The organism is Chitinophaga sp. 01L420, assembly GCF_056399985.1.
In genome coordinates this window covers 27,360-52,008 of record NZ_JBFTSK010000048.1, presented here as the reverse complement: position 1 = coordinate 52,008, position 24,649 = coordinate 27,360, and the positions used below count along the sequence as shown (strand labels likewise).

Annotated in this window: 23 protein-coding genes and 2 pseudogenes; 11 read left to right on the top strand and 14 right to left on the bottom strand. The window is 45.9% G+C overall.

Annotated features, from left to right (window positions below):
• Positions 1-7: 7 nt before the first annotated feature.
• Positions 8-694 (bottom strand): peptidoglycan DD-metalloendopeptidase family protein, encoded by a 687-nt coding sequence (locus AC1DP6_RS30565; protein ID WP_477058279.1) that lies wholly within the window; start codon positions 692-694, stop codon positions 8-10.
• A gap of 65 nt (positions 695-759) precedes the next feature.
• Here AC1DP6_RS30565 and AC1DP6_RS30560 point away from each other — a divergent pair, with 65 nt between their 5' ends.
• Genes AC1DP6_RS30560 through AC1DP6_RS30540 form a run of 5 tightly spaced genes read left to right on the top strand, consistent with a single transcriptional unit; the run spans position 760 to position 3,757 of the window.
• Positions 760-1,518 carry a prolipoprotein diacylglyceryl transferase gene (locus AC1DP6_RS30560; protein WP_477058278.1) on the top strand — a complete coding sequence of 253 codons (759 nt, stop codon included), beginning with the start codon at positions 760-762 and terminating at the stop codon, positions 1,516-1,518.
• Positions 1,511-2,920 carry a radical SAM protein gene (locus tag AC1DP6_RS30555; protein ID WP_477058277.1) on the top strand — a complete coding sequence of 470 codons (1,410 nt, stop codon included), beginning with the start codon at positions 1,511-1,513 and terminating at the stop codon, positions 2,918-2,920. The genes AC1DP6_RS30560 and AC1DP6_RS30555 overlap by 8 nt, the downstream gene beginning before the upstream one ends.
• 2 nt (positions 2,921-2,922) lie before the next feature.
• Positions 2,923-3,189 carry a hypothetical protein gene (locus AC1DP6_RS30550; RefSeq protein WP_477058276.1) on the top strand — a complete coding sequence of 89 codons (267 nt, stop codon included), beginning with the start codon at positions 2,923-2,925 and terminating at the stop codon, positions 3,187-3,189.
• Between the two features lie 9 nt (positions 3,190-3,198).
• Positions 3,199-3,471: a hypothetical protein gene (locus AC1DP6_RS30545; protein ID WP_477058275.1), complete on the top strand. Its 273-nt coding sequence runs from the start codon at positions 3,199-3,201 to the stop codon at positions 3,469-3,471.
• A 22-nt stretch (positions 3,472-3,493) separates the two neighbouring features.
• Entirely contained in the window at positions 3,494-3,757 is a 264-nt protein-coding gene (locus AC1DP6_RS30540) for a hypothetical protein (RefSeq protein WP_477058274.1), read from the top strand.
• Here AC1DP6_RS30540 and AC1DP6_RS30535 read toward each other — a convergent pair.
• Positions 3,754-3,936 (bottom strand): annotated as a pseudogene (locus tag AC1DP6_RS30535) (helix-turn-helix domain-containing protein); the annotation flags it as partial. The gene AC1DP6_RS30540 and the pseudogene AC1DP6_RS30535 sit on opposite strands and share 4 nt — an antisense overlap.
• A 74-nt stretch (positions 3,937-4,010) precedes the next feature.
• On the bottom strand, positions 4,011-6,776 hold the full coding sequence (gene leuS / locus AC1DP6_RS30530; protein ID WP_477058273.1) for a leucine--tRNA ligase: 2,766 nt from the start codon (positions 6,774-6,776) through the stop codon (positions 4,011-4,013).
• 261 nt (positions 6,777-7,037) lie between these two features.
• Here leuS and AC1DP6_RS30525 point away from each other — a divergent pair, with 261 nt between their 5' ends.
• The 3 genes from AC1DP6_RS30525 to AC1DP6_RS30515 all read left to right on the top strand — a co-directional run bounded on the left by AC1DP6_RS30525 (position 7,038) and on the right by AC1DP6_RS30515 (position 9,120).
• Positions 7,038-7,910: a cell division protein FtsX gene (locus AC1DP6_RS30525; RefSeq protein ID WP_441576502.1), complete on the top strand. Its 873-nt coding sequence runs from the start codon at positions 7,038-7,040 to the stop codon at positions 7,908-7,910.
• A gap of 39 nt (positions 7,911-7,949) precedes the next feature.
• The gene (locus AC1DP6_RS30520) at positions 7,950-8,243 is read left to right on the top strand and encodes a DUF3098 domain-containing protein (RefSeq protein WP_477027061.1); all 294 of its coding nucleotides are present in this window, start codon (positions 7,950-7,952) and stop codon (positions 8,241-8,243) included.
• Positions 8,244-8,319: 76 nt separating this feature from the next.
• Positions 8,320-9,120: an undecaprenyl-diphosphate phosphatase gene (locus tag AC1DP6_RS30515; RefSeq protein WP_477058272.1), complete on the top strand. Its 801-nt coding sequence runs from the start codon at positions 8,320-8,322 to the stop codon at positions 9,118-9,120.
• A 69-nt stretch (positions 9,121-9,189) separates the two neighbouring features.
• Here the strand turns inward: AC1DP6_RS30515 and AC1DP6_RS30510 are convergent, their stop codons facing one another.
• Both AC1DP6_RS30510 and tsaE read right to left on the bottom strand, forming a co-directional pair.
• Entirely contained in the window at positions 9,190-10,407 is a 1,218-nt protein-coding gene (locus AC1DP6_RS30510; protein ID WP_331960054.1) for an alanine dehydrogenase, read from the bottom strand.
• 42 nt (positions 10,408-10,449) lie between these two features.
• Positions 10,450-10,887 carry a tRNA (adenosine(37)-N6)-threonylcarbamoyltransferase complex ATPase subunit type 1 TsaE gene (gene tsaE / locus AC1DP6_RS30505; protein ID WP_477058271.1) on the bottom strand — a complete coding sequence of 146 codons (438 nt, stop codon included), beginning with the start codon at positions 10,885-10,887 and terminating at the stop codon, positions 10,450-10,452.
• A gap of 109 nt (positions 10,888-10,996) precedes the next feature.
• On the opposite strand from tsaE, the gene AC1DP6_RS30500 reads away from it, so the two are divergent.
• Positions 10,997-13,108, top strand: coding sequence for a heavy metal translocating P-type ATPase (locus AC1DP6_RS30500; protein WP_477058270.1), 2,112 nt, complete (start codon positions 10,997-10,999; stop codon positions 13,106-13,108).
• Positions 13,109-13,245: 137 nt separating this feature from the next.
• Positions 13,246-15,153: a RecQ family ATP-dependent DNA helicase gene (locus tag AC1DP6_RS30495; RefSeq protein ID WP_477058269.1), complete on the top strand. Its 1,908-nt coding sequence runs from the start codon at positions 13,246-13,248 to the stop codon at positions 15,151-15,153.
• A gap of 57 nt (positions 15,154-15,210) precedes the next feature.
• Here AC1DP6_RS30495 and AC1DP6_RS30490 read toward each other — a convergent pair whose 3' ends face one another.
• Complete coding sequence (locus AC1DP6_RS30490) at positions 15,211-16,257, bottom strand: Gfo/Idh/MocA family oxidoreductase (RefSeq protein WP_477058268.1); 1,047 nt, start codon at positions 16,255-16,257, stop codon at positions 15,211-15,213.
• Positions 16,258-16,308: 51 nt separating this feature from the next.
• Positions 16,309-17,859, bottom strand: coding sequence for a helicase HerA-like domain-containing protein (locus AC1DP6_RS30485; RefSeq protein ID WP_477058267.1), 1,551 nt, complete (start codon positions 17,857-17,859; stop codon positions 16,309-16,311).
• 41 nt (positions 17,860-17,900) lie between these two features.
• Here AC1DP6_RS30485 and AC1DP6_RS30480 point away from each other — a divergent pair.
• A pseudogene (locus AC1DP6_RS30480) lies at positions 17,901-17,969 on the top strand (helix-turn-helix domain-containing protein); the annotation flags it as partial.
• Between the two features lie 79 nt (positions 17,970-18,048).
• On the opposite strand, the gene AC1DP6_RS30475 reads toward AC1DP6_RS30480, so the two are convergent.
• From AC1DP6_RS30475 to lpxD, 7 genes are all read right to left on the bottom strand, one after another.
• On the bottom strand, positions 18,049-18,429 hold the full coding sequence (locus AC1DP6_RS30475; protein ID WP_441576513.1) for a co-chaperone GroES: 381 nt from the start codon (positions 18,427-18,429) through the stop codon (positions 18,049-18,051).
• Between the two features lie 57 nt (positions 18,430-18,486).
• A complete protein-coding gene (locus tag AC1DP6_RS30470; protein WP_477058266.1) occupies positions 18,487-19,326 on the bottom strand; it encodes an MBL fold metallo-hydrolase in 840 nt (279 codons plus the stop codon).
• An 83-nt stretch (positions 19,327-19,409) separates the two neighbouring features.
• Positions 19,410-20,684, bottom strand: a complete 1,275-nt coding sequence (locus AC1DP6_RS30465; RefSeq protein ID WP_477058265.1) for an MFS transporter — start codon at positions 20,682-20,684, stop codon at positions 19,410-19,412.
• A gap of 49 nt (positions 20,685-20,733) precedes the next feature.
• The gene (locus AC1DP6_RS30460) at positions 20,734-21,351 is read right to left on the bottom strand and encodes an ABC transporter ATP-binding protein (protein WP_441576516.1); all 618 of its coding nucleotides are present in this window, start codon (positions 21,349-21,351) and stop codon (positions 20,734-20,736) included.
• A complete protein-coding gene (gene lpxA / locus AC1DP6_RS30455) occupies positions 21,335-22,135 on the bottom strand; it encodes an acyl-ACP--UDP-N-acetylglucosamine O-acyltransferase (RefSeq protein ID WP_133807316.1) in 801 nt (266 codons plus the stop codon). Before lpxA ends, AC1DP6_RS30460 begins: the two co-directional genes overlap by 17 nt.
• Positions 22,136-22,140: 5 nt before the next feature.
• Positions 22,141-23,556, bottom strand: a complete 1,416-nt coding sequence (locus AC1DP6_RS30450; RefSeq protein ID WP_477058264.1) for a bifunctional UDP-3-O-[3-hydroxymyristoyl] N-acetylglucosamine deacetylase/3-hydroxyacyl-ACP dehydratase — start codon at positions 23,554-23,556, stop codon at positions 22,141-22,143.
• 40 nt (positions 23,557-23,596) lie between these two features.
• Positions 23,597-24,646: a UDP-3-O-(3-hydroxymyristoyl)glucosamine N-acyltransferase gene (lpxD, locus tag AC1DP6_RS30445; protein ID WP_477058263.1), complete on the bottom strand. Its 1,050-nt coding sequence runs from the start codon at positions 24,644-24,646 to the stop codon at positions 23,597-23,599.
• Positions 24,647-24,649 lie beyond the last annotated feature (3 nt).

Sequence of the window (24,649 nt, the reverse complement as noted above, 5' to 3'; positions counted from 1 at the left end):
TGCCCGGTTAATGCGTGTACTGGTTCAATTGCAGAATAACATCGGGATCGGGGCAGTTTAGCAGGTATTTTTCTTTCTCAGTATAGCGGCATACACCGGGATAGTCGCCCCGGAAGCCCTGCATGTCTTCGATCAGCTGAAAGTGCAGATGCGGTGGCCAGCCACCATTTTCTGATGGCGTACCAAAATGAGCCAGCGGCTGTCCGGCGGTGACAGGCATATTTTCGTACAACCCCTGCAGGTTGGAGATGCTGAGATGTCCGTACAGCGTGTAAAAAGTATAGCCATCCAGCTGATGCTGCAAAATGATAGTGGCGCCATAGTCGCCGAAATGGTCATTGAAACGGAAACTGTGTACATGGGCGTTCATAGGTGCATATAACCGCGTGCCTGTTTCTCCCCATATGTCTATGCCCAGGTGCAGCCTTCTGGGCTCTTCTCCGGCATCAAAATGAGGACTTACCGCATAAATGGTACGGTGCTCTGCATAACCGCCAATGCCTAACCGGCAACCACTTTGAGCAAGGGTATTATCAATATACCTGCTGAACTTGTTGATATCCTGCAGTATGTTTTTAGTGAGGGTAGTATTGTTGGCCGTGAAATCCATTACCAGCAGGGACTCATGTTCTCCTAAAAGCGGGATCACCGGCTTGAAGGTTGACTGATACTTCTTTAAAACCTCCTGTAACATATTTTTTGTGCTTGACGTTCGTCTAAATATAAATATTAATTTGTGGATTAAATAATGATCGTCCTTTGCAGTTCCCCGTATATATCAATTTGTTTTCCTTACACCTGCCGCTGCACGCGGTTACGGAAACGCTGGGCATGTTTATAGGCTTCCGCTATTTTGTGTACCTGCGGAAGAAACAAGGCGACCGGATAGACAATAACAACCGCGTATGGGCTATTATAGGGGCTATTTTCGGCGCTTTGTTCGGCAGCCGCCTGTTAGGGTCTCTGGAGAACCCGTCCGGTTTGCTGGAGGCTAATAATGTGTTGTTATACATCTACCAGAATAAAACCATCGTAGGTGGACTACTTGGCGGACTGGCAGGGGTAGAGCTCATCAAGAAAGCTATAGGTGAACGACATTCTACCGGTGACCTGTTCGTTTATCCGCTGATACTGGCGATGATTATTGGCAGGATTGGCTGTTTTTCCATGGGTGTTTATGAAGAAACCTACGGCTTACCCACTTCATTGCCCTGGGGCATGAACCTGGGCGATGGCTTACTCCGGCATCCGGTATCTCTCTATGAAATTATTTTCCTGATAGCATTATGGCAGCTACTGGCTTTTATCAGCCGGCGCTGGCCCCTGGTAAATGGAGGTCGGTTCAAACTTTTCATGATCGCCTACCTTGTGTTTCGCTTCCTGCTGGACTTTATTAAACCCGGCTACCGTTTTTCATTTGGCCTCGGATCTATACAACTGGCCTGTTTGGCCGGATTATGCTATTATTTACCAACCATCCTTTTTCCATCACGACTAATTCAAAAGCAGTATGCCTGAAAAAAATTACACCTACTATGATTTTACACTGAGTATCTGCAGCACCTGTTTACGCCGTGTAGATGCCAAGGTGATATTTGAAGACGAAAAAGTTTTCATGATCAAGCATTGTCCGCATCATGGAAAAGAGAAAGTCCTGATCGCTACAGATATCGACTATTACAAAAATACACGTAACTATAACAAGCCATCGGAAGCCCCGCTTAAAACCAATACCAGCACACATTATGGTTGTCCTTATGATTGCGGTTTGTGCGCGGATCATGAACAGCATTCCTGTTTAACGGTGATTGAAGTAACAGACCGTTGCAACCTGACCTGCCCCACCTGTTACGCCATGTCGTCACCACATTATGGGCGGCACCGCACCCTGGAAGAAATTGAACAGATGCTGGACATCATTGTGGCTAACGAAGGACAACCAGATGTGATTCAACTCAGCGGTGGTGAACCAACAATTCATCCGCAGTTTTTTGAAATACTGGATATTGCCAAACGTAAGCCCATCCGCCACCTGATGATTAACACCAATGGGGTGCGCATTGCAAAGGATAAAGAATTTACCGCCAGACTAGCTACCTATCAGCCAGACTTTGAAGTATATCTTCAGTTCGACTCTTTTAGGCCGGAGGTGCTGGAACGTATGCGTGGAAAGGATTTGACGGACCTACGGAAACAGGCAATCGAAAACCTGAACGAGGCTGGTCTTAGTACTACGCTGGTAGTTACCCTGCAGAAAGGACAGAACGATGATGAAATGGGCGCTATCATCGACTATGCTATCAAACAACCCTGCGTGCGCGGTGTTACCTTTCAACCGGTACAGGTGGCAGGGCGTACCGATGATTTTGACCCGGCTACAGATCGTATCACGCTAACAGAAGTACGGCAACGTATCCTCGAACAGTCGCCCATCTGGAAAGCCAACGACATCATCCCGGTACCGTGTAATCCTGATGCATTGGCCATGGCTTATGCATTAAAAATTGACGGCGAAGTATTTCCGTTGACACGCTACGTAGATCCTACCGTATTGCTGAATAACTCCAAAAATACCATCGTATACGAACAGGATGAAAGACTGCACCAACACGTGCTCAAGATATTCAGTACCGGCATCTCTACCGATGCTGCTGTGAATGACATGCAGTCATTGCTTTGCTGCCTGCCGCAGGTGCAGGCTCCCGGTCTCGACTATACGAATTTATTCCGCATCGTTATCATGCGCTTTTTAGATGCCTATGATTTTGATGTGCGCGCCATCAAAAAATCATGTGTACATATTGTACATAAAGATGGACGCATCATTCCTTTTGAAACCATGAACCTGTTTTACAGAGACGATAAAGAAGCATATTTAAAGGAATTACAGAAGGAACGTGAATTCACTCCAATTGTATAAATATGACTAAAACTTTCAAAGAAGTATTGTTATTTACCGGCATACCATTATTGCTGTTTTTAATTTTGTGCTTTAATGGTGAGGATGGTATACTTGGAGCAGGGGTGCTGATGCTGATAGTATCGGGAGCCTATGTTCTTATTGGCCTGATACTGTTGTTAACAGAGAGTAAACATATCGGGAAAGTACTGTTATTATCGGCTGGTATCATTTTACTGGTAGGGTTTTCTACCTGTGGGCTGATACTGAGTGGGATGAGTTTTCATTAAAAAATAGTAATGAGTAAAATTGTTGTCTGGGTATTGGTGATTACATTAATACCCCTGATCTTCCTGCTGTTTTTATGTATGCTGGATGGTTATGGCATGAAAGCCGCAGGTGTTTGCGCATTGATACTGGTAGCTGCTTACGCAATAGCCGGTATGGTGCTGTCCCATTTTAAATATGCGTTATGGAGTAATGTTTTCTTTATAGCTGCCGGCATTATTTTAGGGATAGTAGTATGTATTTATCTTTTTCTGAAGATTGTCCGTATTCCCTRTGGGGGCTGATTTTATATATAATATGCAACCTATGAGTAAGTATTTAAAGCAGGTATTGCTGTTTACATTGATACCCATAGTTAGCCTGGGTATATTAATCTTCGGCGATTTTTTGGCGACGGATGTACTGCCTGGATTACTTAAACTTATACTTGCCGGCTACTTCATTGGTGGTTTGGCATTGTTGTTCACGGAGTACCGGCAAACAGGTAAAGCATTGCTTATTTCCGGAGGAATTTTTATCTGTGTGGCCATCACTTTTTTTATTGTGATCATGACCACTTATAAGGGCTAGTTATAAGCATGCCTGAACTCTTTGGGTGTTTTACGCTGATGGATCTTAAACTGCCGGTTAAAATAWGAAACGTTATTATACCCACAGGTATAGCAAATTTCTGCTACACTGTTATCCGTGTCCAGTAAAAGCTTGGTGGCATGCGTAACCCTGACTTCATTTACAAATTGTGAAAACGTTTTACGTGTTCTTCTTTAAAATATAAAGGCTGTCCCATGGGACAGCCTTTATATTTTAAAGATCTGCGCAGTGATTAAATTACTACGTTAATCATTTTACCTTTTACAATAATTACCTTCTTTGGTGCTTTTCCTTCCAGCCATTTCTGTACTACTTCGTTGGCCAGTACTTCTTTCTCCATATCAGGAATAGCAGCGTCCAGTGAAAAGCCTATTTCAGAGCGGGTTTTACCGTTAATAGCAATTGGATAATTGAATGCACTTTCTTTAGTGTATTGCTCATCAAATACCGGGTAAGGCGCATTCAGGATGCTTTCATTGTTGCCTACATACTGCCACAGTTCTTCGCACAAGTGCGGTGCATATGGTGTCAGTAATATCAGCAATGGTTCCAGGATGCTGCGTTTATGACAGCGCATGGTAGCGAGTTCATTTACGCAGATCATAAACTGGCTTACAGCGGTGTTATAGGAGAAGCTGGAAGTATCGTGATCTATCTTCTGGATAGATTTATGCAATATTTTCAGTTCCTCCGGAGTAGGAGCCTGCTCATTTACCAGGATACCTTTTTGCTCGTCTGCAAACAGGCGCCACAGTTTTTTGAGGAAGCGGTGTACGCCTTCAATACCTTTGGTATCCCATGGTTTGGACTGCTCTACCGGGCCAAGGAACATTTCGTACATGCGGAAAGTATCAGCACCGTATTTCTCTACGAGGTCATTTGGATTTACGGTATTGAATAAACGCTTACTCATTTTTTCCAGCTGTACGCCACAGAGGTATTTGCCGTCTTCGAGAATGAAGGTAGCATCTGCAAAGTCCGGTTTCCACTTCTTAAATGCTTCGGTATCCAGTTCCACACCATCTACAATATTCACGTCCACATGCAGCTCATCTGTTTCGTACTGATCTTTTAATCCAACGGAAACATATTGGTGGGTACCACGAACGCGGTACACCAATCTTGAGCTACCACCAATCATGCCCTGGTTGATCAGCGATTTAAACGGTTCCTGGAAACCAATATGTCCCAGGTCGTACAGCACTTTGGTCCACATGCGGGAGTACAGCAGGTGACCTACGGCATGTTCCGTACCGCCTACATATACATCTACCTGGTTCCAGTAGTCGGTGGCTTTACGGTCTGCAAAGGTGTGTGTATTATGCGGATCCATGTAGCGGAGGAAATACCAGCTGCTACCTGCATATCCGGGCATGGTGTTGGTTTCGCGTTTTACGCCGGGGGCTACATTCACCCAGTCGGTGATGTTGGCCAGCGGGCCTTCTCCTTCAGCGCCTGGTTTATAGTTTTCCACATGTGGTAATTCCAGCGGCAGGTCTTTTTCGTCCATGGCGTAAGGAATACCATCCTTGTATAGGATGGGGAAAGGTTCGCCCCAGTAACGTTGACGGCTAAAGCCGGCATCGCGCATTTTATAGTTGATCTTGCGTTTGCCGATACCCATTTTTTCCAGCTTGTTGATCACTATGTCGGTGGCTGGTTTCATGTCCATACCATCGAGGAAACCGCTGTTTTGCAGTTTGGCGTCTTTGGTGGGATTGGCTTCCTGTCCGTTAAACGCATCGCCGATGATGTTGGTGATGGGGATATTGAAATGTTTGGCAAAGCCAAAGTCGCGCTGGTCGCCACATGGCACTGCCATAATCGCGCCGGTACCGTAACCGGCCAGCACGTATTCTGCAATCCATACCGGGATTTCGCGGCCATCAAATGGATTGATGGCGTAGGCACCGGTAAAGCAACCGGTGATTTGTTTTACATCGGCCATACGCTCGCGCTCAGAGCGGCTTTGAACGTAATCGAGGTATTTATCTATTTCGCCCTGTTGTTCCGGGGTGGTAATTAACTTTACAAGATCATGCTCGGGTGCCACTACCATGAAGTCTACACCAAAAATGGTATCGGGGCGGGTAGTATATACTTCCACGTGTTCGGTGGAGTTTTTTACGGCAAATTTTATTTCTGCTCCCTGGCTCTTACCGATCCAGTTACGCTGCATTTCTTTCATGGCATCGCTGAAGGATACTGTTTCCAGTCCTTCCAGCAGGCGGTTGGCGTAATCGGTGATACGGAGGAACCATTGGCTCATTTTCTTTTTCACTACCGGGAAACCACCACGTTCACTCACGCCGTTTACTACTTCGTCATTGGCGAGTACGGTACCTAGTGCAGCGCACCAGTTAACTTCGGCATGCGCCAGGTAAGCCAGGCGATACTGCATTAAGATGTCCCGCTGTTCTTTTTCAGCATAGCTTTTCCATTGGGTAGCTGTGAACTGTATGGTCCGGTCACCGGGGCAGCTATGGCCGGCATTGCCATCTTGCTCAAAAATATTCACCAGGGTGCTGATAGGCTCTGCTTTCTGGCTGGTACGGTTATACCAGCTTTCGAAGATCTGCAGGAATATCCACTGTGTCCATTTATAATAGGAAGGGTCGCTGGTGGTTACCTGCCGGTCCCAATCGTAGCAGAAGCCGATATTATCCAGTTGTTCCCGGAAAGCTTTAATATTTTGTTCGGTAGTTACCGCAGGGTGCTGACCTGTTTCGAGGGCATATTGTTCCGTAGGTAAGCCAAAGGCATCATACCCCATGGTATGTAGTACATTAAAGCCTTTTAGCCTTTTATAGCGTGCATAAATGTCTGTTGCAATGTATCCCAGGGGGTGTCCTACGTGAAGACCCGCACCGGAAGGGTAGGGGAACATGTCCAGTACGTAACATTTGGGCTTTGGACTGTCATTGCTAACGCGGTAAGCATGCGATTGCTCCCACTGTTCCTGCCATTTTTTTTCGATTGCCCTGAAATTGTATTCCATATCGGTTGTAGATGGACCTTAATTAGGCCGGATATAACAATACATCCGGTCATTAAGGCGTTATCAGTTATAATTTATAAAATTGTAATAATGCCTGTTCAGCAAAATAATGTTAAATTCATTAATACACCAATGTCATTCCCCAACATCTCTATATATTGCCATTCTATTGCCCGGATTGGGGGTATTACCTGATCGGGTTGGCAAAATTAAACACATAACTACTAATTTTTATTATTTTCGCCGATAAACTGCAGATTAATGGCGCAATCCGGGAAATCATCAGCAAAGAAGTCGAAACCATCCTACCTGTACTCCATCATTGGTGTAGCACTGGTATTGTTTTTACTGGGCACACTGGGTCTGGTGGTAATACATGCAAATAAGTTAAGCGTGTATTTTAAGGAAAGCATTGAGGTACAGGTCATTCTGAGAGATAATGTTAAAGAAAGCCAGGCACTGGCACTACGCGATTCCATGGCCCACAAACCATACATCAAGTCCATTGAGTATGTGTCCAAGGACATGGCCGCCCAACGTTTTAAAAAGGATTTCGGGGAGGATTTTATCACCCTTTTGCAATACAATCCGCTCTACAGCAGCATTAACATAAAGGCCAACGCCAATTATGTTAACAACGACAGTTTGAAGATTATTGAAAATAACCTGTCGCAGCAAAGCATTGTAAGGGAAATTTCCTACCAGCGTATGCTGGTGAGCAAACTGAATGAAAACGTTAACAGGATAGGCCTGATCATATTGATCATAAGCGGCCTGTTATGTCTGGTGGTAATTTTCCTGATAGATAATACCATCCGTTTGGCTATGTTCAGCAACCGGTTCCTCATTAAAACCATGCAAATGGTGGGAGCTACCCGCTGGTTTATTGCCAAACCATTCGATCTGCGCAGCATTGCCAACGGGGCTATTGCAGCACTGATTGCCATAGCAGGACTGATCGGCATTATGTCGCTGGCAGATAAGTTGCTGCCTGAACTGGCCGGTTTACGTGATAATCTGATGATTGCATTCATGTTTATAGGCATGATCCTGATCGGGATCTGTATTTCCCTGGTGAGCACACACCGCTCCGTGATGAAGTACCTGCGCCTGAAACTGGACGATCTTTATTAATTTAACATCTTTAACTGAAGATATATAATACCAAACACTATGGCTAAAACAAGCGCAAACCCGGCTTCGAAACATGCACCTGTTACAGAAGAAGCACTGGCCAACAGCCGCCCTATTTTCCCAAAAGAGAATTACAAATTTATGCTGGCCGGTATTGTGGTGATTATACTGGGTTTTTTCCTGATGATGGGAGGCGACTCTAATGATCCCAACAGCTTTAAACCAGAGCAGGTATATAGTTTCCGCAGAATTACCCTGGCCCCAATCGTAATTGTGCTGGGTCTGCTGGTGGAAGTATATGCTATTATGCGCCGTCCAAAAACGAATGCATAATTTGTTCCTATAAAAGTATTCTTACAGCGATGAGCAATCATCGCTTTTTTTTTCACTTTTAACCATATTAAATTCGATGAACGTTTTTCAAGCTATTATCATTGCCATTGTGGAGGGGCTAACAGAATTTTTGCCTATTTCTTCCACCGGTCATATGATTATTGTAAGCGCACTGCTGGGCATTGGTAAAGATGAATTTACCAAGCTATTTGAAGTGGTAATTCAGCTGGGTGCTATCCTGGCAGTAGTGGTATTCTATTGGAAAAAATTCCTGGTATTCGATAAAAACCGTTTAAGCTTTTACTTCAAGCTGGTGGTGGCAGTTATCCCCGCGCTGATCCTGGGTTTCCTGTTCAGCAAAAAGATAGATGCCCTGCTGGAAAGTCCGCTTACGGTGGGTGTAATGCTGCTGTTAGGTGGTATTGTGCTGCTGTTTGTAGATAACTGGTTTAAAGAACCTACTATTCTGACAGAAGAAAAAATAGGCATCTTTACGGCTTTGCGTATAGGCTTTTACCAGTGTCTGGCCCTGATTCCGGGTACCAGCCGCAGTGCGGCCTCTATTATTGGCGGTATGCAGCAAAAGCTTTCCCGCAGCGTAGCGGCAGAATTCTCCTTTTTCCTGGCAGTACCTACCATGGCAGCTGCTACCGGCTATAAACTGCTGAAAGGAAAAGAGCTGCTGATGGCACATCCTGATAACCTGAAACTCCTGGTGATTGGTAACATCGTGGCTTTTGTGGTAGCCCTGGGCGCCATTAAATTCTTTATCGGTGCCGTGAAAAAGTACGGATTTAAAATGTGGGGTTACTACAGAATTGTAGTAGGTATTATTATTATCGCAGCTATCCTGATGGGGTATACCCTGGAAGTATAGGTGTTTGGTTATACATACAAATGCCGTGGAGAATTTATCCCCACGGCATTTTTATGTATAGTGATATCGTTATCCTTTCACTGCCAGCAGCAATTCCAGGTCGGTATATTTCAATTTAAATTTCTCGCTCAGGTGGTAGTTGGTCAGTGCGCCTTTATACAGGTAAATACCATTACGTACGCCCCGCTTAATCCATACCAGGTTCTCGAACCCGCCATCGTCAGCAGCTTCCACGAGTAAAGGCATCAGCACATTGCTGATAGCTTCGGAGGCGGTACGGGCAAATCCGGAGGGAATATTGGGTACGCAGTAATGTACTACATCGTACTTTTTAAAGACCGGGTTTTCGTGAGTAGTGATTTCAGAGGTTTCGAAACAACCGCCACGATCAATGCTTACATCTACAATCACGGAGCCGGCCTTCATATTGCTGACCATGGATTCGCTCACCACGATGGGCGTACGTCCGCTCTGCGAAGATAAAGCACCTACGGCCACATCTGCATTACGCAGCTGCTCTGCCAGTACTTTTGGCTGGATAACGGAAGTGAATACACGTACCCCGATATTGTTCTGCAGCCTTTTCAGTTTGTAGATATTATTATCGAATACTTTTACGGAAGATCCCAGTGCCAATGCGGTGCGGGCAGCAAATTCGCCCACAATACCAGCGCCTATGATCACCACTTTGGTAGGTGGGATGCCGGTAATACCTCCCAGCAGGATACCTTTTCCTTTGTTGTCGTTGCTGAGATATTGTCCTGCAATAAGCATAGAAGCGCCTCCGGCAATTTCACTCATCGCCCTTACAATCGGATAAGTGCCGGCATCATCTTTCAGGTTTTCAAAAGATAACAGCGTAATGCGCTTTTCCATCATTTTCTCTACCTGTGGCGCTTTCAGCGCGGCGAGGTGAATAGGAGAGATGACGATCTGGTGGGGATGCAGTAATTCTATTTCTTCATCATTCAGGGGAGCGGATTTTACGATGATCTCCGCTTTGAAGACTTCCTTTTTATCATACACTATTTCTGCCCCGGCTTCTGAATAGTCGGTATCGTAATAGTGAGATCCGTCACCAGCCTTATGTTCTACTACTATGTGATGTCCGTGTGCCGCTAAAATGCTGACTGCATCGGGCGTAAGGGCTATCCGGTTTTCCTGGAAAGATGTTTCCTTAGGAATACCTATAAACAAACGGGAATTTTTCTGGGGAATATCCAACGTTTCTTCCAGTGGTGAATAGGTAAAGCCAGCACTTACTACAGGTTTTTGCCTTTGCTCCATATGCGTGTTCAGTTTTTTTAAATCGAAGTATTCAAAGATACATCATTTGAGAGAGGAAGCGATTTCGCGCAGTACCCTTTTTTGATCCGGTTGTACTTCCAGTTGCAGATGTATGGTATCCGGGGGTAACATATGTGCCACCACTTGCGGCCATTCCACAAAGCTGATAGCATCCTGGTAGAGGGTGTCCTCTACACCGGCACTAATGGCGTCGTCTTCATCTTTCAGCCGGTACAGGTCCAGGTGGAAAATGCGGCGGGCCTGCCCCTGCGCATCATGATAAGCATACTCGTTAATGATGGAAAAAGTGGGACTGGCAGTAGCGTCTTCCACTCCTTTAGCCGCACATAAAGCCTTTACCAGCGTGGTTTTTCCGGCTCCCATGGGGCCGTCCAGCGTAAATACCTGTTTGTCAGCAAAATATTCCCAGAATTGCCGGGCTGTTTCGGGTAATTGATCCAGCGTAAATGTCCATTGCATCCGCGAATTTACATAAATATCCCCCTTTCAAATGCCTCTCCGTTGCAATAATATTTACCCTGCCTATCTTATCAACTGATAACTTTGTAACCAGGAGGAAAGATGTCAGATGACACCAGTAAGTTGCAAGGTAGAAGGAATGCATTGCACCAGTTGTGCACTCGGCGTTTCCAAATACCTGGAAAAAAAAGGTATGCAGGACGTAAGCGTCAGCTTTGCCACAGAGGAGGTACATTTTACCGCGCCGGCCGGAGCGGATTCCAAGGAAGTGCTCAATGGTATTACCCAGATGGGATATCGGGTAATACTGCCGGAAGATAAACCCACGGAGCGGAAGATTTATACCACTCTTACATTCAAATTTGTTTTTTGTCTCATATTTACATTGCCCCTGCTGTTACATATGTGGGTAAGCTGGCCCTGGCTACATCAGCCATGGGTGCAATTCTGGCTTACATTGCCAGTGTATTTGACGGGGATGTGGCACTTCGGCCGCAGTGCCGTCCGCTCCCTGATAAACCGCATGGCCAATATGGACGTGCTGGTAACACTGGGCGCTACCGCGGCATTTGCCTATAGTTTTGTGGGCACCGTGATATATGGCAACCCGGATTATATGTTTTACGAAACTACTGCCGCCATCATTACCCTGGTATTCCTGGGAAATATGTTGGAGGAGAAATCCGTAAAACAAACTACCAGCGCCATTTCGAACCTGGCCCGTATGCAGATTACTACCGCGAGGCTTATCAACACCGATCATGGTCATGAACATATTCATGAAGTAGATAACCGGACCCTCCGTACCGGCGACTGCGTGCTGGTAAATACAGGCGATAAAATCCCTATGGATGGCACCATCTACTGGGGAAGCGGTCATGCCAACGAATCCATGATCACGGGCGAAAGCACCCCTGTCAGCAAAAAAGAAAAAGATAAAGTTATAGGCGGTACACTGTTGGAAGATGGCAGCATCAAGGTATTTATCACCGCCACAGGCAAGGATACGGTACTTTCCTATATCATAGAGCTGGTGAAACAGGCACAGGCCGATAAACCACCTATGCAGAAACTGGCAGACCGTATCAGCGCGATCTTTGTACCACTGGTACTGAGCATTGCTGTGATCACTTTCCTGGGCTGGTATTTTATTGGACATACTACCCTGGCTACCGCTATGATGCGGAGTGTAGCCGTGCTGGTAATAGCCTGTCCATGCGCCATGGGACTGGCTACGCCGGCCGCCGTGATGGTAGGCCTGGGGCGGGCAGCCCGTAATGGCATCCTGATTAAAGGAGGTCATACGCTGGAAATGTTCAAAGACATCCGGCAGGTAGTATTTGATAAAACAGGTACCCTCACCACCGGAAAGTTGCAGCTGGGCGAATACCGCTTTTTTGATATGCCGGAAGAAGCCTTTAAACAGGTGGTATACAGTCTTGAAAAATATTCATCCCACCCTATTGCCCGCTCTATTGCCGCTATCTGGAAATCGGCCGGGGAGCTGCCTTTACAGCAGGTGCGGGAGCACAAAGGATTGGGAATGCGTGCCGGTGATAAAGCCGGTAACGAATGGCAGTTAGGTTCCTTCCGCATGGCAGCTGGTTTAACGGCTGATGATAGTCATAACCTGTACCTCATTAAAAATGGTCAGTTGGCCGGCTGGATCAATTTTACCGATGAAATAAGGCCCGAAGCCGCCACGGTAGTGGCACAGCTGCAGCAGTCCGGCATCAAATCCATTCTGCTGAGTGGTGATACCACCCGCAAATGCCAGGAGCTGGCGGAAAAGCTGGGCATCACAGAAGTATATACTGAGCAGTCGCCTGAACAGAAACTGCAGAAAATTGATGCACTCATGAAAACCGCACCTACCGCAATGGTGGGAGATGGTATTAACGATGCCCCCGCATTGGCTAAAGCCACCATCGGTATTTCGCTCAGCGATGCTACCCAGGTAGCCATGCAAAGTGCCAATGTAGTACTGCTGAATAATAACCTGGGCACCCTGCCACTGGCACTGGGCCTGGGAAAACATACTTACCTGACTATTAAACAGAATCTTTTCTGGGCATTTATTTATAACGTAGTAGCGATCCCGGTAGCAGCCCTTGGATTCCTGAACCCCATTGTGGGTGCCGGTATCATGGGACTATCAGATGTAGTACTTGCAGTAAACTCTGTTCGCCTGCGGTATAAGAAAGTAGCTATTAGCCATTAAAAAGTAGCTATTAGCCATTAGCTTTTAGCAGAATGCAGCGGAGATAAACATATTATATTATGTTCTCCGCTGCATTCTGCTAAAAGCTAAAAGCTAATGGCTAATAGCTATCTTCGCAATAACCATTAAATTTTTATTTGAATACGCCCGTCGCCATATTACAGCAATACTGGGGATACGACCAGTTCCGACCACTACAGGAAGATATTGTAAACTCCATACTGGCAGGACAGGATACACTGGCACTGTTGCCTACGGGTGGTGGGAAATCTATTTGTTTCCAGGTACCGGCAATGATGAAACCAGGTTTGTGCCTGGTGATTACACCGCTCATTGCGCTCATGAAAGACCAGGTAGCCAACCTCAAAAAGAGAGGTATTACGGCATATTCTATCTATTCAGGGATGCAGTATAAAGAGGTGGAAAGAGTTCTGGAGGCGGCCCGCCGCGGAGGATGCAAGTTTTTGTATGTATCTCCCGAAAGACTCCTGAGCAAACTTTTTCAAACCTATTGTGATGGTTTGCCTGTAAGCCTGATAGCGGTAGATGAAGCACATTGTATTTCTCAGTGGGGCTACGACTTCCGTCCGGCCTACCTGCAGATTGCGGATATACGCAGTTTTTTCCCGGAAGCCGCCGTGCTGGCACTCACCGCATCTGCTACCCCTAAGGTGCAGACAGATATCTGTGATAAACTGCTGATGAAGGACGCCAAAGTGTTTACCAAAAGCTTTGCGCGTGCGAACCTCTCCTACAGCGTACTGGAAGAAGCCACTAAAATTGATAAAGTAAAACATATCCTGGATCGGGTACCAGGCTGTGGCATCGTGTATTGCCGCAACCGTAAACGCACCAAAGAAATTGCCTCCCTGCTGGAATTACAAGGTATTCCGGCCAGCTTTTACCATGCAGGACTGCCACAGGCAGAACGCGCAGCAAGGCAGGAAGCATGGATCAATAACGAAACGCGCATCATGGTATGTACCAATGCCTTTGGTATGGGGATCGACAAACCGGATGTGCGCATAGTGGTGCATTATGATATGCCCGATAGTCTGGAAGCCTACTACCAGGAGGCAGGACGTGCCGGTCGTGATGAACAGAAAGCATACGCCGTACTGCTGTATAATGAAGAAGAACTAACGGATATGCAGGAACGAATTGCGCTGCAATTCCCTACTCTGGAGCAGATCCGCGAAGTATACCAGGGCATCGTTAACTACCTGCAGGTACCTGTAGGTAGTGCAGAGGGCATGTATTTCGATTTTGATATCAACGATTTCGCCCGCACTTTTCAACTAAACCTTACGATCACCTATAGCGCCGTGAAGCTGCTGGAACAGGAAGGTGTGCTGCAACTGAGCGAAAGCGTATTCCTGCCTTCCCGTGCGGAATTCGTTACCAACAAGGAATCCCTGTATGAATTTGAAAGTGCATATCCGGCATTGGAAGAAATTATCAAAACGCTGCTACGTACCTATGAAGGTATTTTTGATAACGCAGTACCTATATACGAAAGACAGATAGGCCGTATTATGCTGATGGAAGATGATGATATTGCGGCACAGCTGCAACAGTTGCATCAGTATGGAATTCTGAAATATCAACCTCGTCGGGATGAGCCACAGTTGTGCTTTTTACAGGAGCGCGTGTCGTCACAACAATTACGTATTAATATGGCGAGGGTAGAGGTACGGAAAAAAGTATATGCAGACAGGCTGGAAGCGATGTTTGCGTATGCCCGTAACCGTAATACCTGTCGCACACAACAAATAGTCACCTATTTCGGAGAAAAAGAAATTGCCAATTGTGGTGTTTGCGATATCTGTTTAAAGAAGAAAGTCCAGCCCATGGATGCTGCCACCTTTAAGCGTATATCCGATACCGTTATCACCTTTCTGCAGGAACAACCATTGCTTTTTAGTTTGCTGCAAAGCAAAATGCCGGAAGTGAAGCGCAGCGACCTGATGGAAGTATTGCAGTTTCTCAATGAAGAAGGCCTCGTTATACGTGATGACGCCGGCAGGTTATCTACCGTCAGTTAAAAAAAGCGCGTGTATCAATCGTTGATACACGCGCTGCCAGTTTATGAAAAGGCTTTATTATAAAGCCACAACTTTCCCTTCTTTACTGCTTTCAAAGGCAGCTTCAATTACCCTGATTACTTTAATAGCATCCTGCGGTGGTACCGGGTTGGCGGCTTTATTCACCAATGCTTCGTAGATACCCTGGTAATAATCCATGTAATTACCACTGCCACCTGGAATAAACTGTTTCACTATTTTGCCATCTATTTCAGTATGTAACAGTCCCCACTCATGTGGCGCCTCTGCGCCCCAGTCCGGACTATTCGGGAACAGGCCTCTTTGCAGTTGTGCTTCCTGGATATCTGATTTCGTTTTGATAAAGGAACCGATGCGGCCATGCAGCTGATAAGCAGGCAGGGCTTCGCGTACAAGGTAGTTGCATTTAACACGCGCGCGCAGATGATCATAGTAGAGTACCAGTTCAAAGTAATCGTCTACTACAGAGTCTTTGCGGATGATGCGGATATCAGCGAATACGGATTTAGGCATACCAAATAGGGTAATGGCCTGATCGATCAGGTGAGAGCCGAGATCATACAGGGCACCGGTACCAGGACCGCCTAGCTCCTTATGTTTCTTGTAGCTCAGTTCTTCTTTGAAGCGGTCGTAATGTATTTCTGCTTCGAGCACATCGCCCAGCTGGCCGGATTGAAGTACCTGTTTCACTACTTTGTAGTCGCTGTCGTAGCGGCGGTTGTGGTATACACTCAGCAACAATCCTTTCTCTGCCGCCAATGCCGCGAGGGTTTCTCCTTCTTTGGCGTGTACGGTAAAAGGTTTTTCCACGATTACATTCTTTCCTGCTTCCAGGGCTGCTTTCACGTAGTCGAAGTGGGTATAATTGGGTGTGTTTACCACAATCAGTTCCAGGTCTTTGTCGGCAAGCATATCTTCAACGCTCGTATATACTTTAACGTTAGGATAGCGTTGTTGTGCCAGATTTTTACTTCTTTCTACTACTGCTGTAAATTCAAATCCCGGGTTCACGTACAGGAACGGGGCATGAAAGATTTGCCCGGACATGCCGTACGAGCATACGCCCGTTTTAATAATTCTACTCATACTCTTTATATATTGATGTAAGCTGGCAGCGTATAGCTGCCTGTTGCATAATTAAAACCAGCTTTTGCTTTTACTGCTGCGGCCGCCGAGTCCGAGGGCGCCGAGTAAACTGCGGGTGATAACGTTGGCGGCTGTACGACCTACCTGTCGTGCTGCTGAGCTGTCCATCACCTGTTCCAGGAAACCTTTTTCTTCTTTTTGTTTCCCGGCAGCTTTGGGTGCTTCCTGCGCCGCTGTTTTATCTGCCGCTTCCTGCAGCTTGGCCGTCAATATTTCGTAGGCGCTTTCGCTGTCAATTTCCTGGCTGTATTTTTTCACCAGTTTGGAATTGGTAACGAGGCCGTCAATTTCTGCGGTCGTTAATACATCCATGCGGGACCTCGGAGATACCAGCATGGTGGCGGCAAGGGGAGTAGGTACTCCTTTTTCATTCAGGCAGGTAATGAGGGCTTCGCCTATACCTATCTGCGTAATCAGTTCATCTGTTTTATAGAAATCTGATAACGGATAGTTTTCAGCTGTTTGCTTGATTGTTTTGCGGTCGTTGGCGGTAAAGGCACGCAGTGCATGCTGTACTTTGAGCCCCAGTTGTCCTAATACAGATGCCGGAACATCCATGGGATTTTGGGTACAGAAGAAAATGCCAACGCCCTTGGAACGAATCAGTTTTATGATCGTATCTATTTGTTTGAGCAGGGCATCACTGGCTTCATTGAAGATCAGGTGTGCCTCGTCAATAAACATTACCAGCTTGGGTTTGTCCAGGTCACCTTCTTCCGGCAGGGTGGCATATAATTCTGCCAGCAGGCTAAGCATGAAGGTGGAGAAGAGTTTGGGACGGTCTTGTATATCATTTACGCGCAGGATAGAGATGATACCACGACCATCATCACTGACGCGCATGAGGTCATCCACTTCAAATGACTTCTCTCCGAAAAACGAGGCAGCACCTTGTTGTTCCAGTTCTATTACCTTACGCAGCACCGTGCCGGTAGAGGTAGTAGATATTTTACCGTAATCTTTTTCCAGGTCAGCTTTGCCTTCATCACTGGCATATTGTAATACCTTTTTGAAATCTTTCAGATCCAGTAAAGGCAGTTTATTATCATCGCAGTATTTGAACAACATGGCTACCAGGCCGGCTTGTGTGTCATTCAGTTCCAGGATCTTGGATAGGAGAATAGGCCCAAACTCGCTGACTGTAGCACGTAAACGCACGCCTTTTTCCTGGCTGAGTGACAGCAGTTCGGAAGGATAGGCTGCCGGACTCCAGGTGCCACCAATTTTCTGGTAACGCTCTGTTATCTTAGGGTTAGCAGTGCCTGCTGCGGCAATGCCACTCAGGTCTCCTTTAATATCCATCAGCAATACCGGTACGCTGGCATCGCTGAGGCCTTCTGCAATTACCTGTAAGGTTTTGGTTTTACCTGTACCGGTAGCACCTGCAATCAGTCCGTGACGATTGAGGGTTTTAAGAGGAAGGAATACATCTGCGCCGGTTACTACTTCTCCGTTCAACATGGCACAGCCGAGTTTGAAATGCTCGCCTTGAAATGTATAGCCGCTTTTGATATAATCCAGAAATGCATCCTGATTGGCCATGACGTATTTTTTTATGAAGATAATAAAAAGCGGACCGCTTTTCAACGTTGGACGAAATTTGCCGGGTACTGGCATGCCAGCCGGCAGATGTCATGGAATATAAAGCTTAGTGGATCTTACCTCTTCATAAAATAAAAAATCTGCTATGTTGGTAGCAGATTTTTTATTTTATGAAGAGGTAAGATCGTTTCAAAGGTCTTCTTCCCGTTCCAGCATTAAAATAGCCCCTTGGGGCACTATATAATAGCTTTCTTCTCCGTATACTACCTCTGTAGAGCCACTGAGCAGGAAAATGGCCAAATCGCCTTCTTTTACCTGTAAAGGGATATATTTTACCTTCTCTTCTTCCGGTTTCCAGGCTTCATCGGTATCAGCCGGTACAGGAATAGCATAACCAGGACCTGTTTTAATAACATAGCCACGCTGTACTTTCTCTCTTTCCTGCACGCCGGGAGGCAGATATAATCCGCTGCTGGTGCGATCGTGGGGAGTAGTAGGCTTAATGAGCACGCGGTCGCCCACAACGATCAGTTTTTTCAATTTATTATCTGTTGTTATGTGTATAGCCATACTCTCTTCTATCAAATATAATGCAGCAGCATAAATTGTGACAGACTGACAGGGGGGCTACAGGTCACCTAATGCAAAAGTTTCACCTGCCCGGATGCCCTTATCGGTTTGTTGCAACACACAGCATTCATTTACAGGGTCATGTTCAAAATACAGTATGTATTGTTTATCAGTGGCTTCCTGTAAAAAGCTCTTTTTTTCCTGCAATGTTTTTAACGGAAACATGTCATATGCCATCACATATGGAAGTGGAATATGTCCGATAGAAGGCAGCAGATCTGCCATGTATATAATGGTTTTTCCTTTATAGTTGATTTGTGGCAGCATCATGGCATCGGTATGACCATTGGCAAACCGGATAGAAATGTTATCAGTAAAAGAAACGCCTTCCAGGTGATCCACAAATTTCAACTGACCACTTTCCTGTATCGGCAGAATATTTTCTTTGAGGAAAGACGCTTTTTCCCGGTCGTTAGGTTGAGTCGCCCACCTCCAGTGATCTTCATTACTCCAGTATATGGCATTTTTAAAAGCAGGTACCAGTTTGTCGCCTTGTTTGATAATGCTACCGCCGCAATGATCGAAGTGGAGATGCGTCAGGAATACATCGGTAATATCATCCCGGTGAAAGCCATGTGCCGCGAGGGATTTGTCCAGTGTGGCATCACCATGCAGGTAATAGTGACTAAAGAATTTTGCATCCTGTTTATCGCCAATACCGTTGTCTACCAATATGAGGCGGTTACCATCTTCAATCAGCAGGCAGCGCATGGCCCAGGAACAAAGGTTGTTTTCATCTGCCGGGTTCAGTTTATTCCACATCGTTTTGGGAACTACGCCAAACATAGCGCCACCGTCCAGTTTGAAGAACCCCGTTTCAATGGTGTATAATTTCATAACACTTGTTATTTGGATATTTAGTAGCAGAAAGTTACCCAATTCTGCGCACCAAATATCCAAATAACCCCATTATTTAGTAACTAAACCGTTTGTCTTTGTTTGCGCAACGCAGAAATAATAAATACCAATCCAATCGCGAAAAACACGACCAGCGCCAGTACCGAGTTGCGCATATCTTCAGTCAGGTCATCAATATAGGCAAAGGAAAACATACCGATAACGATGGATAGTTTTTCTGTTACATCATAATAACTGAAGAAGGAAGTAGTATCCTGGGTTTCCGGCATCAGCTTGGCGTAAGTAGAACGGCTGAGGGATTGTATACCTCCCATCACCAGGCCAACCGCGGTAGCCAGTAAATAGAAGTGCATAGCGGTTTGCATTTTATAGCCAGCGATGCAGATGCCTACCCAGAGCAATATAACGCCAATCAATACACGCAGATTCCCAAATCTGGTAGAAAGTCTGGCCATACTCCATGCACCAGCAATGGCCACTACCTGGATGATCACTACCGTAACGATCAGCATGGAGGCTTCCAGGTGCAATACTTTACTCCCGAATATTGTAGCTGCCATCATCACAGTTTGTACACCCATGCTGTAGAAGAAGAAGCCACGCAGGAATCTTTTTAGCACTGGTAATTGTTTTACCTGTGCATAAACTTTGCGTAATTCGGTAAATCCTTCTGTCAATGCGCCACCAGTGTGTTTGGTCATTGTACCGATGCTATCGGGGAGGCGGGCAAAAGTAATCAGTGCGAAACCAAACCACCACACACCTACCAGTAAGAAGGTAATTCGTACTGGTAAGCTTTCATCCATACCCAGCTTAGGACCCAGTACTACCAGGGCAAAGCCCAGCAGTTGTAAAAGCACGCTGCCAATGTATCCCATACTGAAGCCCCGGGCGCTGATCCGGTCCCTGTCTTCAGGAGCGGCAATTTCCGGGAGATAGGAATTATAAAATACCAATCCTCCGCAATAGCCTACGGTAGAAAGCATAAAACAAACGACCCCCAGCATGAGCCGGTCGCCGTTGAATAAAAAAAGCGCACTACAGGAGAGCGACCCCAGGATAGTAAAGAAGCGCAGGAAATTCTTTTTATTTCCCCTGGTATCCGCAATGGAAGAGAGGATAGGAGAGGCGATGGCTACCAGCAGGTAAGCTGCTGCCATGGTGTAATTGTATAAAGCGGAGTTGACAAAATTCATTCCGAGGAAAGAAACATGTTCTTTGGTAACCGCTAAAAAATAGATAGGGAAAAAAGTAGTGGTGATAACGAGGTTGTACACCGAGTTAGCCCAATCGTACATTGCCCAGCCATTGATCACTTTCTTACTGGCAGTCTTCATATAGCATTTAGCTTTTTACGAAGATAATATTCCCTTTTAAAAACAAGTGTTATTTGTAATCCTGAATATGAATATGCTCTTTGCACATGAAGTATTCCTGTTCATCATTGGAGCTGACGATGATAAGGCGGTTGCCGCCATATTCAGTGATGAGTTGCTGATACACGGCGGTGCCGGCAGCATCGAGGTTGGTGCAGGGTTCATCCAGTAACAGTACGGGCACATCTGATAAGATGGCCAACGCCAGCTTAATACGTTGCTTCATACCGGAAGAAAAGTTACGCAGTTGCTTGTTGGCTGCTTTTTCCAGTCCTACCATTTCCATGGCCCTGGCGGGGGTAATGCCTGGCAGAAAATCTTTGAATTGCTGATGAAATTGAATAATTTCTGTGAGCGTAAATTCTTCGATGAGCTCCAGGTAAGGAGCTGCAATGGCACAATACCGGAAAAACGCATCAGGAGCGATGGGTTTTTCCGGTGTGCTATAGGTAACGGTGCCTTCATTGTGTTGAATGGCACCGCTGATAACCTGTAATAATGTTGATTTTCCAGAACCATTGGGTCCCAGGATAGCATAACGTTGTCCTTCACTAAAGGTGAGGGTTACACGCCGGAAGATCCAGTCGTAGTTAAAACGCTTACCTGCCTGGTTAAGAGATATCGTCATTGGTGCGGGAAGTATAGCCTCTCATAATACCACGACCTGATTCACGAATGAATGACAGGATCTCATCTCTTTCATCGGTGGCTGGGAATTCAGCTTCAATGATGTTAATAGCTTTGGATAATTTAAAGCCTTTCACAAATATCACCCGGTATATATCCAGGATAGAGTTGATTTTTTCCAGGGAAAATCCTCTTCTCTTTAATCCAACGGAATTTACACCTACGTAGGATAATGGTTCGCGGGCAGCTTTTACGAAAGGAGGTACATCTTTACGCACCATGGAACCACCGGTTACAAAGGCGTGATCACCTACTTTACAAAACTGCTGGATAGCTACCATCCCTGCCAGTACTACGTGGTCGCCCACAGTAATGTGTCCGGCCAGGGTGGTGTTATTGGAAAATACGCAGTAGTTACCTACTTCGCAATCGTGTGCAATATGACTGTAGGCCATGATCAGGCAGTTACTCCCGATAACGGTCTTCCATTTGTCTTTGGTACCGCGGTTAATGGTTACGTATTCACGGATAGTGGTATTGTCACCTATTTCTACGGTTGTTTCTTCACCCGCATATTTTAAATCCTGAGGGATGGCAGAAATAACAGCACCTGGAAAAATACGGCAATTTCTGCCGATGCGGGCTCCTTCCATAATAGTTACGTTGGAACCTATCCAGGTACCATCACCGATTTCCACGTTTTTATGTATAACGGTAAATGGATCAATTTTTACATTAGGCGCAACTTTGGCGTCCGGATGTATGTATGTTAGCGGGTGGATCATTGCTATTATTTGCCTTCTCTTGTTTTTATAATTTGTGCTATCATGTCGGCCTCAGTAGCTACTTTATTGCCGATAAATACTGTCCCCCGCATTTCTACAAGTCCTCTTCTGATTGGGCTCAGCAACTCCATTTTAAGGATCATAGTGTCACCCGGAACTACCTTCGACTTAAATTTACAGTTGTCTATTTTCAGGAAATAAGTATCGTAATTTTCAGGATCCGGTACGCGGTTCAGTGCCAGGATACCACCTACCTGTGCCAGTGCTTCCAGTTGCAGCACGCCCGGCATTACCGGGTTGCCAGGAAAGTGACCCTGGAAGAAGCCTTCGTTGAAGGTAACGTTCTTGATACCTACTACTTTCTCTTCACCCAGTTCAATGATCTTATCTACCAGCAGCATCGGGTAACGGTGCGGCAATGTTCTTTCAATACGCGGGGTATCGAATACAGGTGGCTGATTAGGATCGTAAACAGGTACGTCTTTATTATGCTTGTTCTTTTTGATATACGCTTTGATTGCACGGGCAAATTCCACGTTGGATGCATGGCCGGGACGGTTGGCAATGATATGGGCATTGATAGGGTAGCCGATCAGTGCCAGGTCGCCTACCACATCCAGCAGCTTGTGACGTGCCGGTTCGTTCGGGAAGCGTAATTCGATATTGTTCAGGATACCTTCTTTCTGTACAGAAATGGTTTCCCTGTTAAATACTTTGGCTAAACGGGACAGTTCTTCATCTGTTACCGGTTTGTCCACCACAACGATGGCGTTGTTGATGTCACCACCTTTAATCAGGTTGAGAGACAGCTGGTATTCCAGTTCATGTAAAAAGCAGAAGGTACGGCAAGGCGCAATCTCTGTTTTGAACTCTTCAATACCTTTCATTTTTGCGTGCTGGGTGCCCAGTACCGGGGAATTGAAGTCGATCAGACAGGTAATACGATAGTCTACCGCTGGCATGGCTACCATTTCTACCTTTTTCTTCTCATCATAATAACTGATGTTGGTATCAATAGTATAGTATACTTTTTTGGCATCCTGGTTTTGCAGGCCAATGTTTTCAATGGCTTCGATAAATGCATAGGAACTACCGTCCATGATAGGAATTTCTCCACCGTCCAACTCGACCAGTACGTTATCCACACCTGTTCCTGCCAGAGCAGCCATGATGTGTTCTACGGTACTCACTCTGGCGCCGTTGTGCTCCAGCGTAGTGCTGCGGGTTGTTTCCACTACATAATCCACATCGGCTTTGACGATAGGTTGTCCCGGCAGATCTATACGTTGAAATTTAATCCCATGTCCTGGCGTGGCAGGCTTGAGTGTCATATTAACATAGGCGCCTGTATGCAAGCCAATACCCGATAAGGTGATTTCGCCTTTCAGGGTATGTTGGTATTGCAACTGTTGATTTTCCATAATAAGCTAACTAATATGTAACTATTTGACCAGTAATCAATTATACACCTGCTCTTTCCTGCAGCAGCTGTTTTACCATCTCTTCCAGCTCCTTTACGCGCTTTTCAAGGTCCGGCAAATTTCTAAAAATTGCCTGACTTTTCAGCGAACTTTTATAATCGTACGCCGGAGAGCCTGTGAGGGAGGTGTTAGGAATGGTAATAGACTTGGACAATCCGCTCTGTGCATTGATTTTGGTACTGTCAGCAATGTGGATATGTCCCACCATGCCTACCTGTCCTCCTATTACGCAGTTCTGTCCTATTTTGGTACTGCCGGAAACGCCTGTTTGTGCAGCAATCACCGTGTTGGTACCAATGTCTACGTTATGGGCCACCTGGATCAGGTTATCCAGTTTTACACCCTTACGGATCACGGTACTGCCCATGGTGGCTCTGTCGATGGTGGTGTTGGCGCCTATTTCCACATCATCATGGATCACTACGTTACCAATCTGTGGTACCTTTTTATAGGAACTGTCCGGTTGTGGTGCGAAACCGAAGCCATCGCCACCAATTACGCAACCGGCATGCAGCATTACGCGGCTGCCTACAATACAGTTATCATATACTTTTACACCGGGGTATAAGATAGAATCGTTGTTAACGATCACATTATCACCCAGATATACACCAGGATATATTTTTACGTTGTTACCCAGCACCACGTTTTCTCCCAGGTACGCAAAAGCACCCACAAACACGTTTTCTCCCATTTTCACCGAAGTGGGAATATAGGAGGGCTGCTGAATACCCGATTTATTACCCGTCAGGTACCTGTACTGCTCCAGTAACAGGGCAAAGCTGCTGTAAGCATCTTTTACCCGGATCAGGGTCGATTTAATCGGACGCTCTATCACCAGGCTCTCATTCACGATCAGAATGGAGGCATTGGTGGTATATATGAATTCTTCATATTTAGGATTGGCAATGAAACTGAGCATGCCCTCGCCAGCTTCCTCAATCTTGGCGATGTTGCTCACCTTTACGTCCGGATTTCCCTCCAGCTTACCATCTAACATGGTAGCTAATTGTAATGCGCTAAACTGCATAAT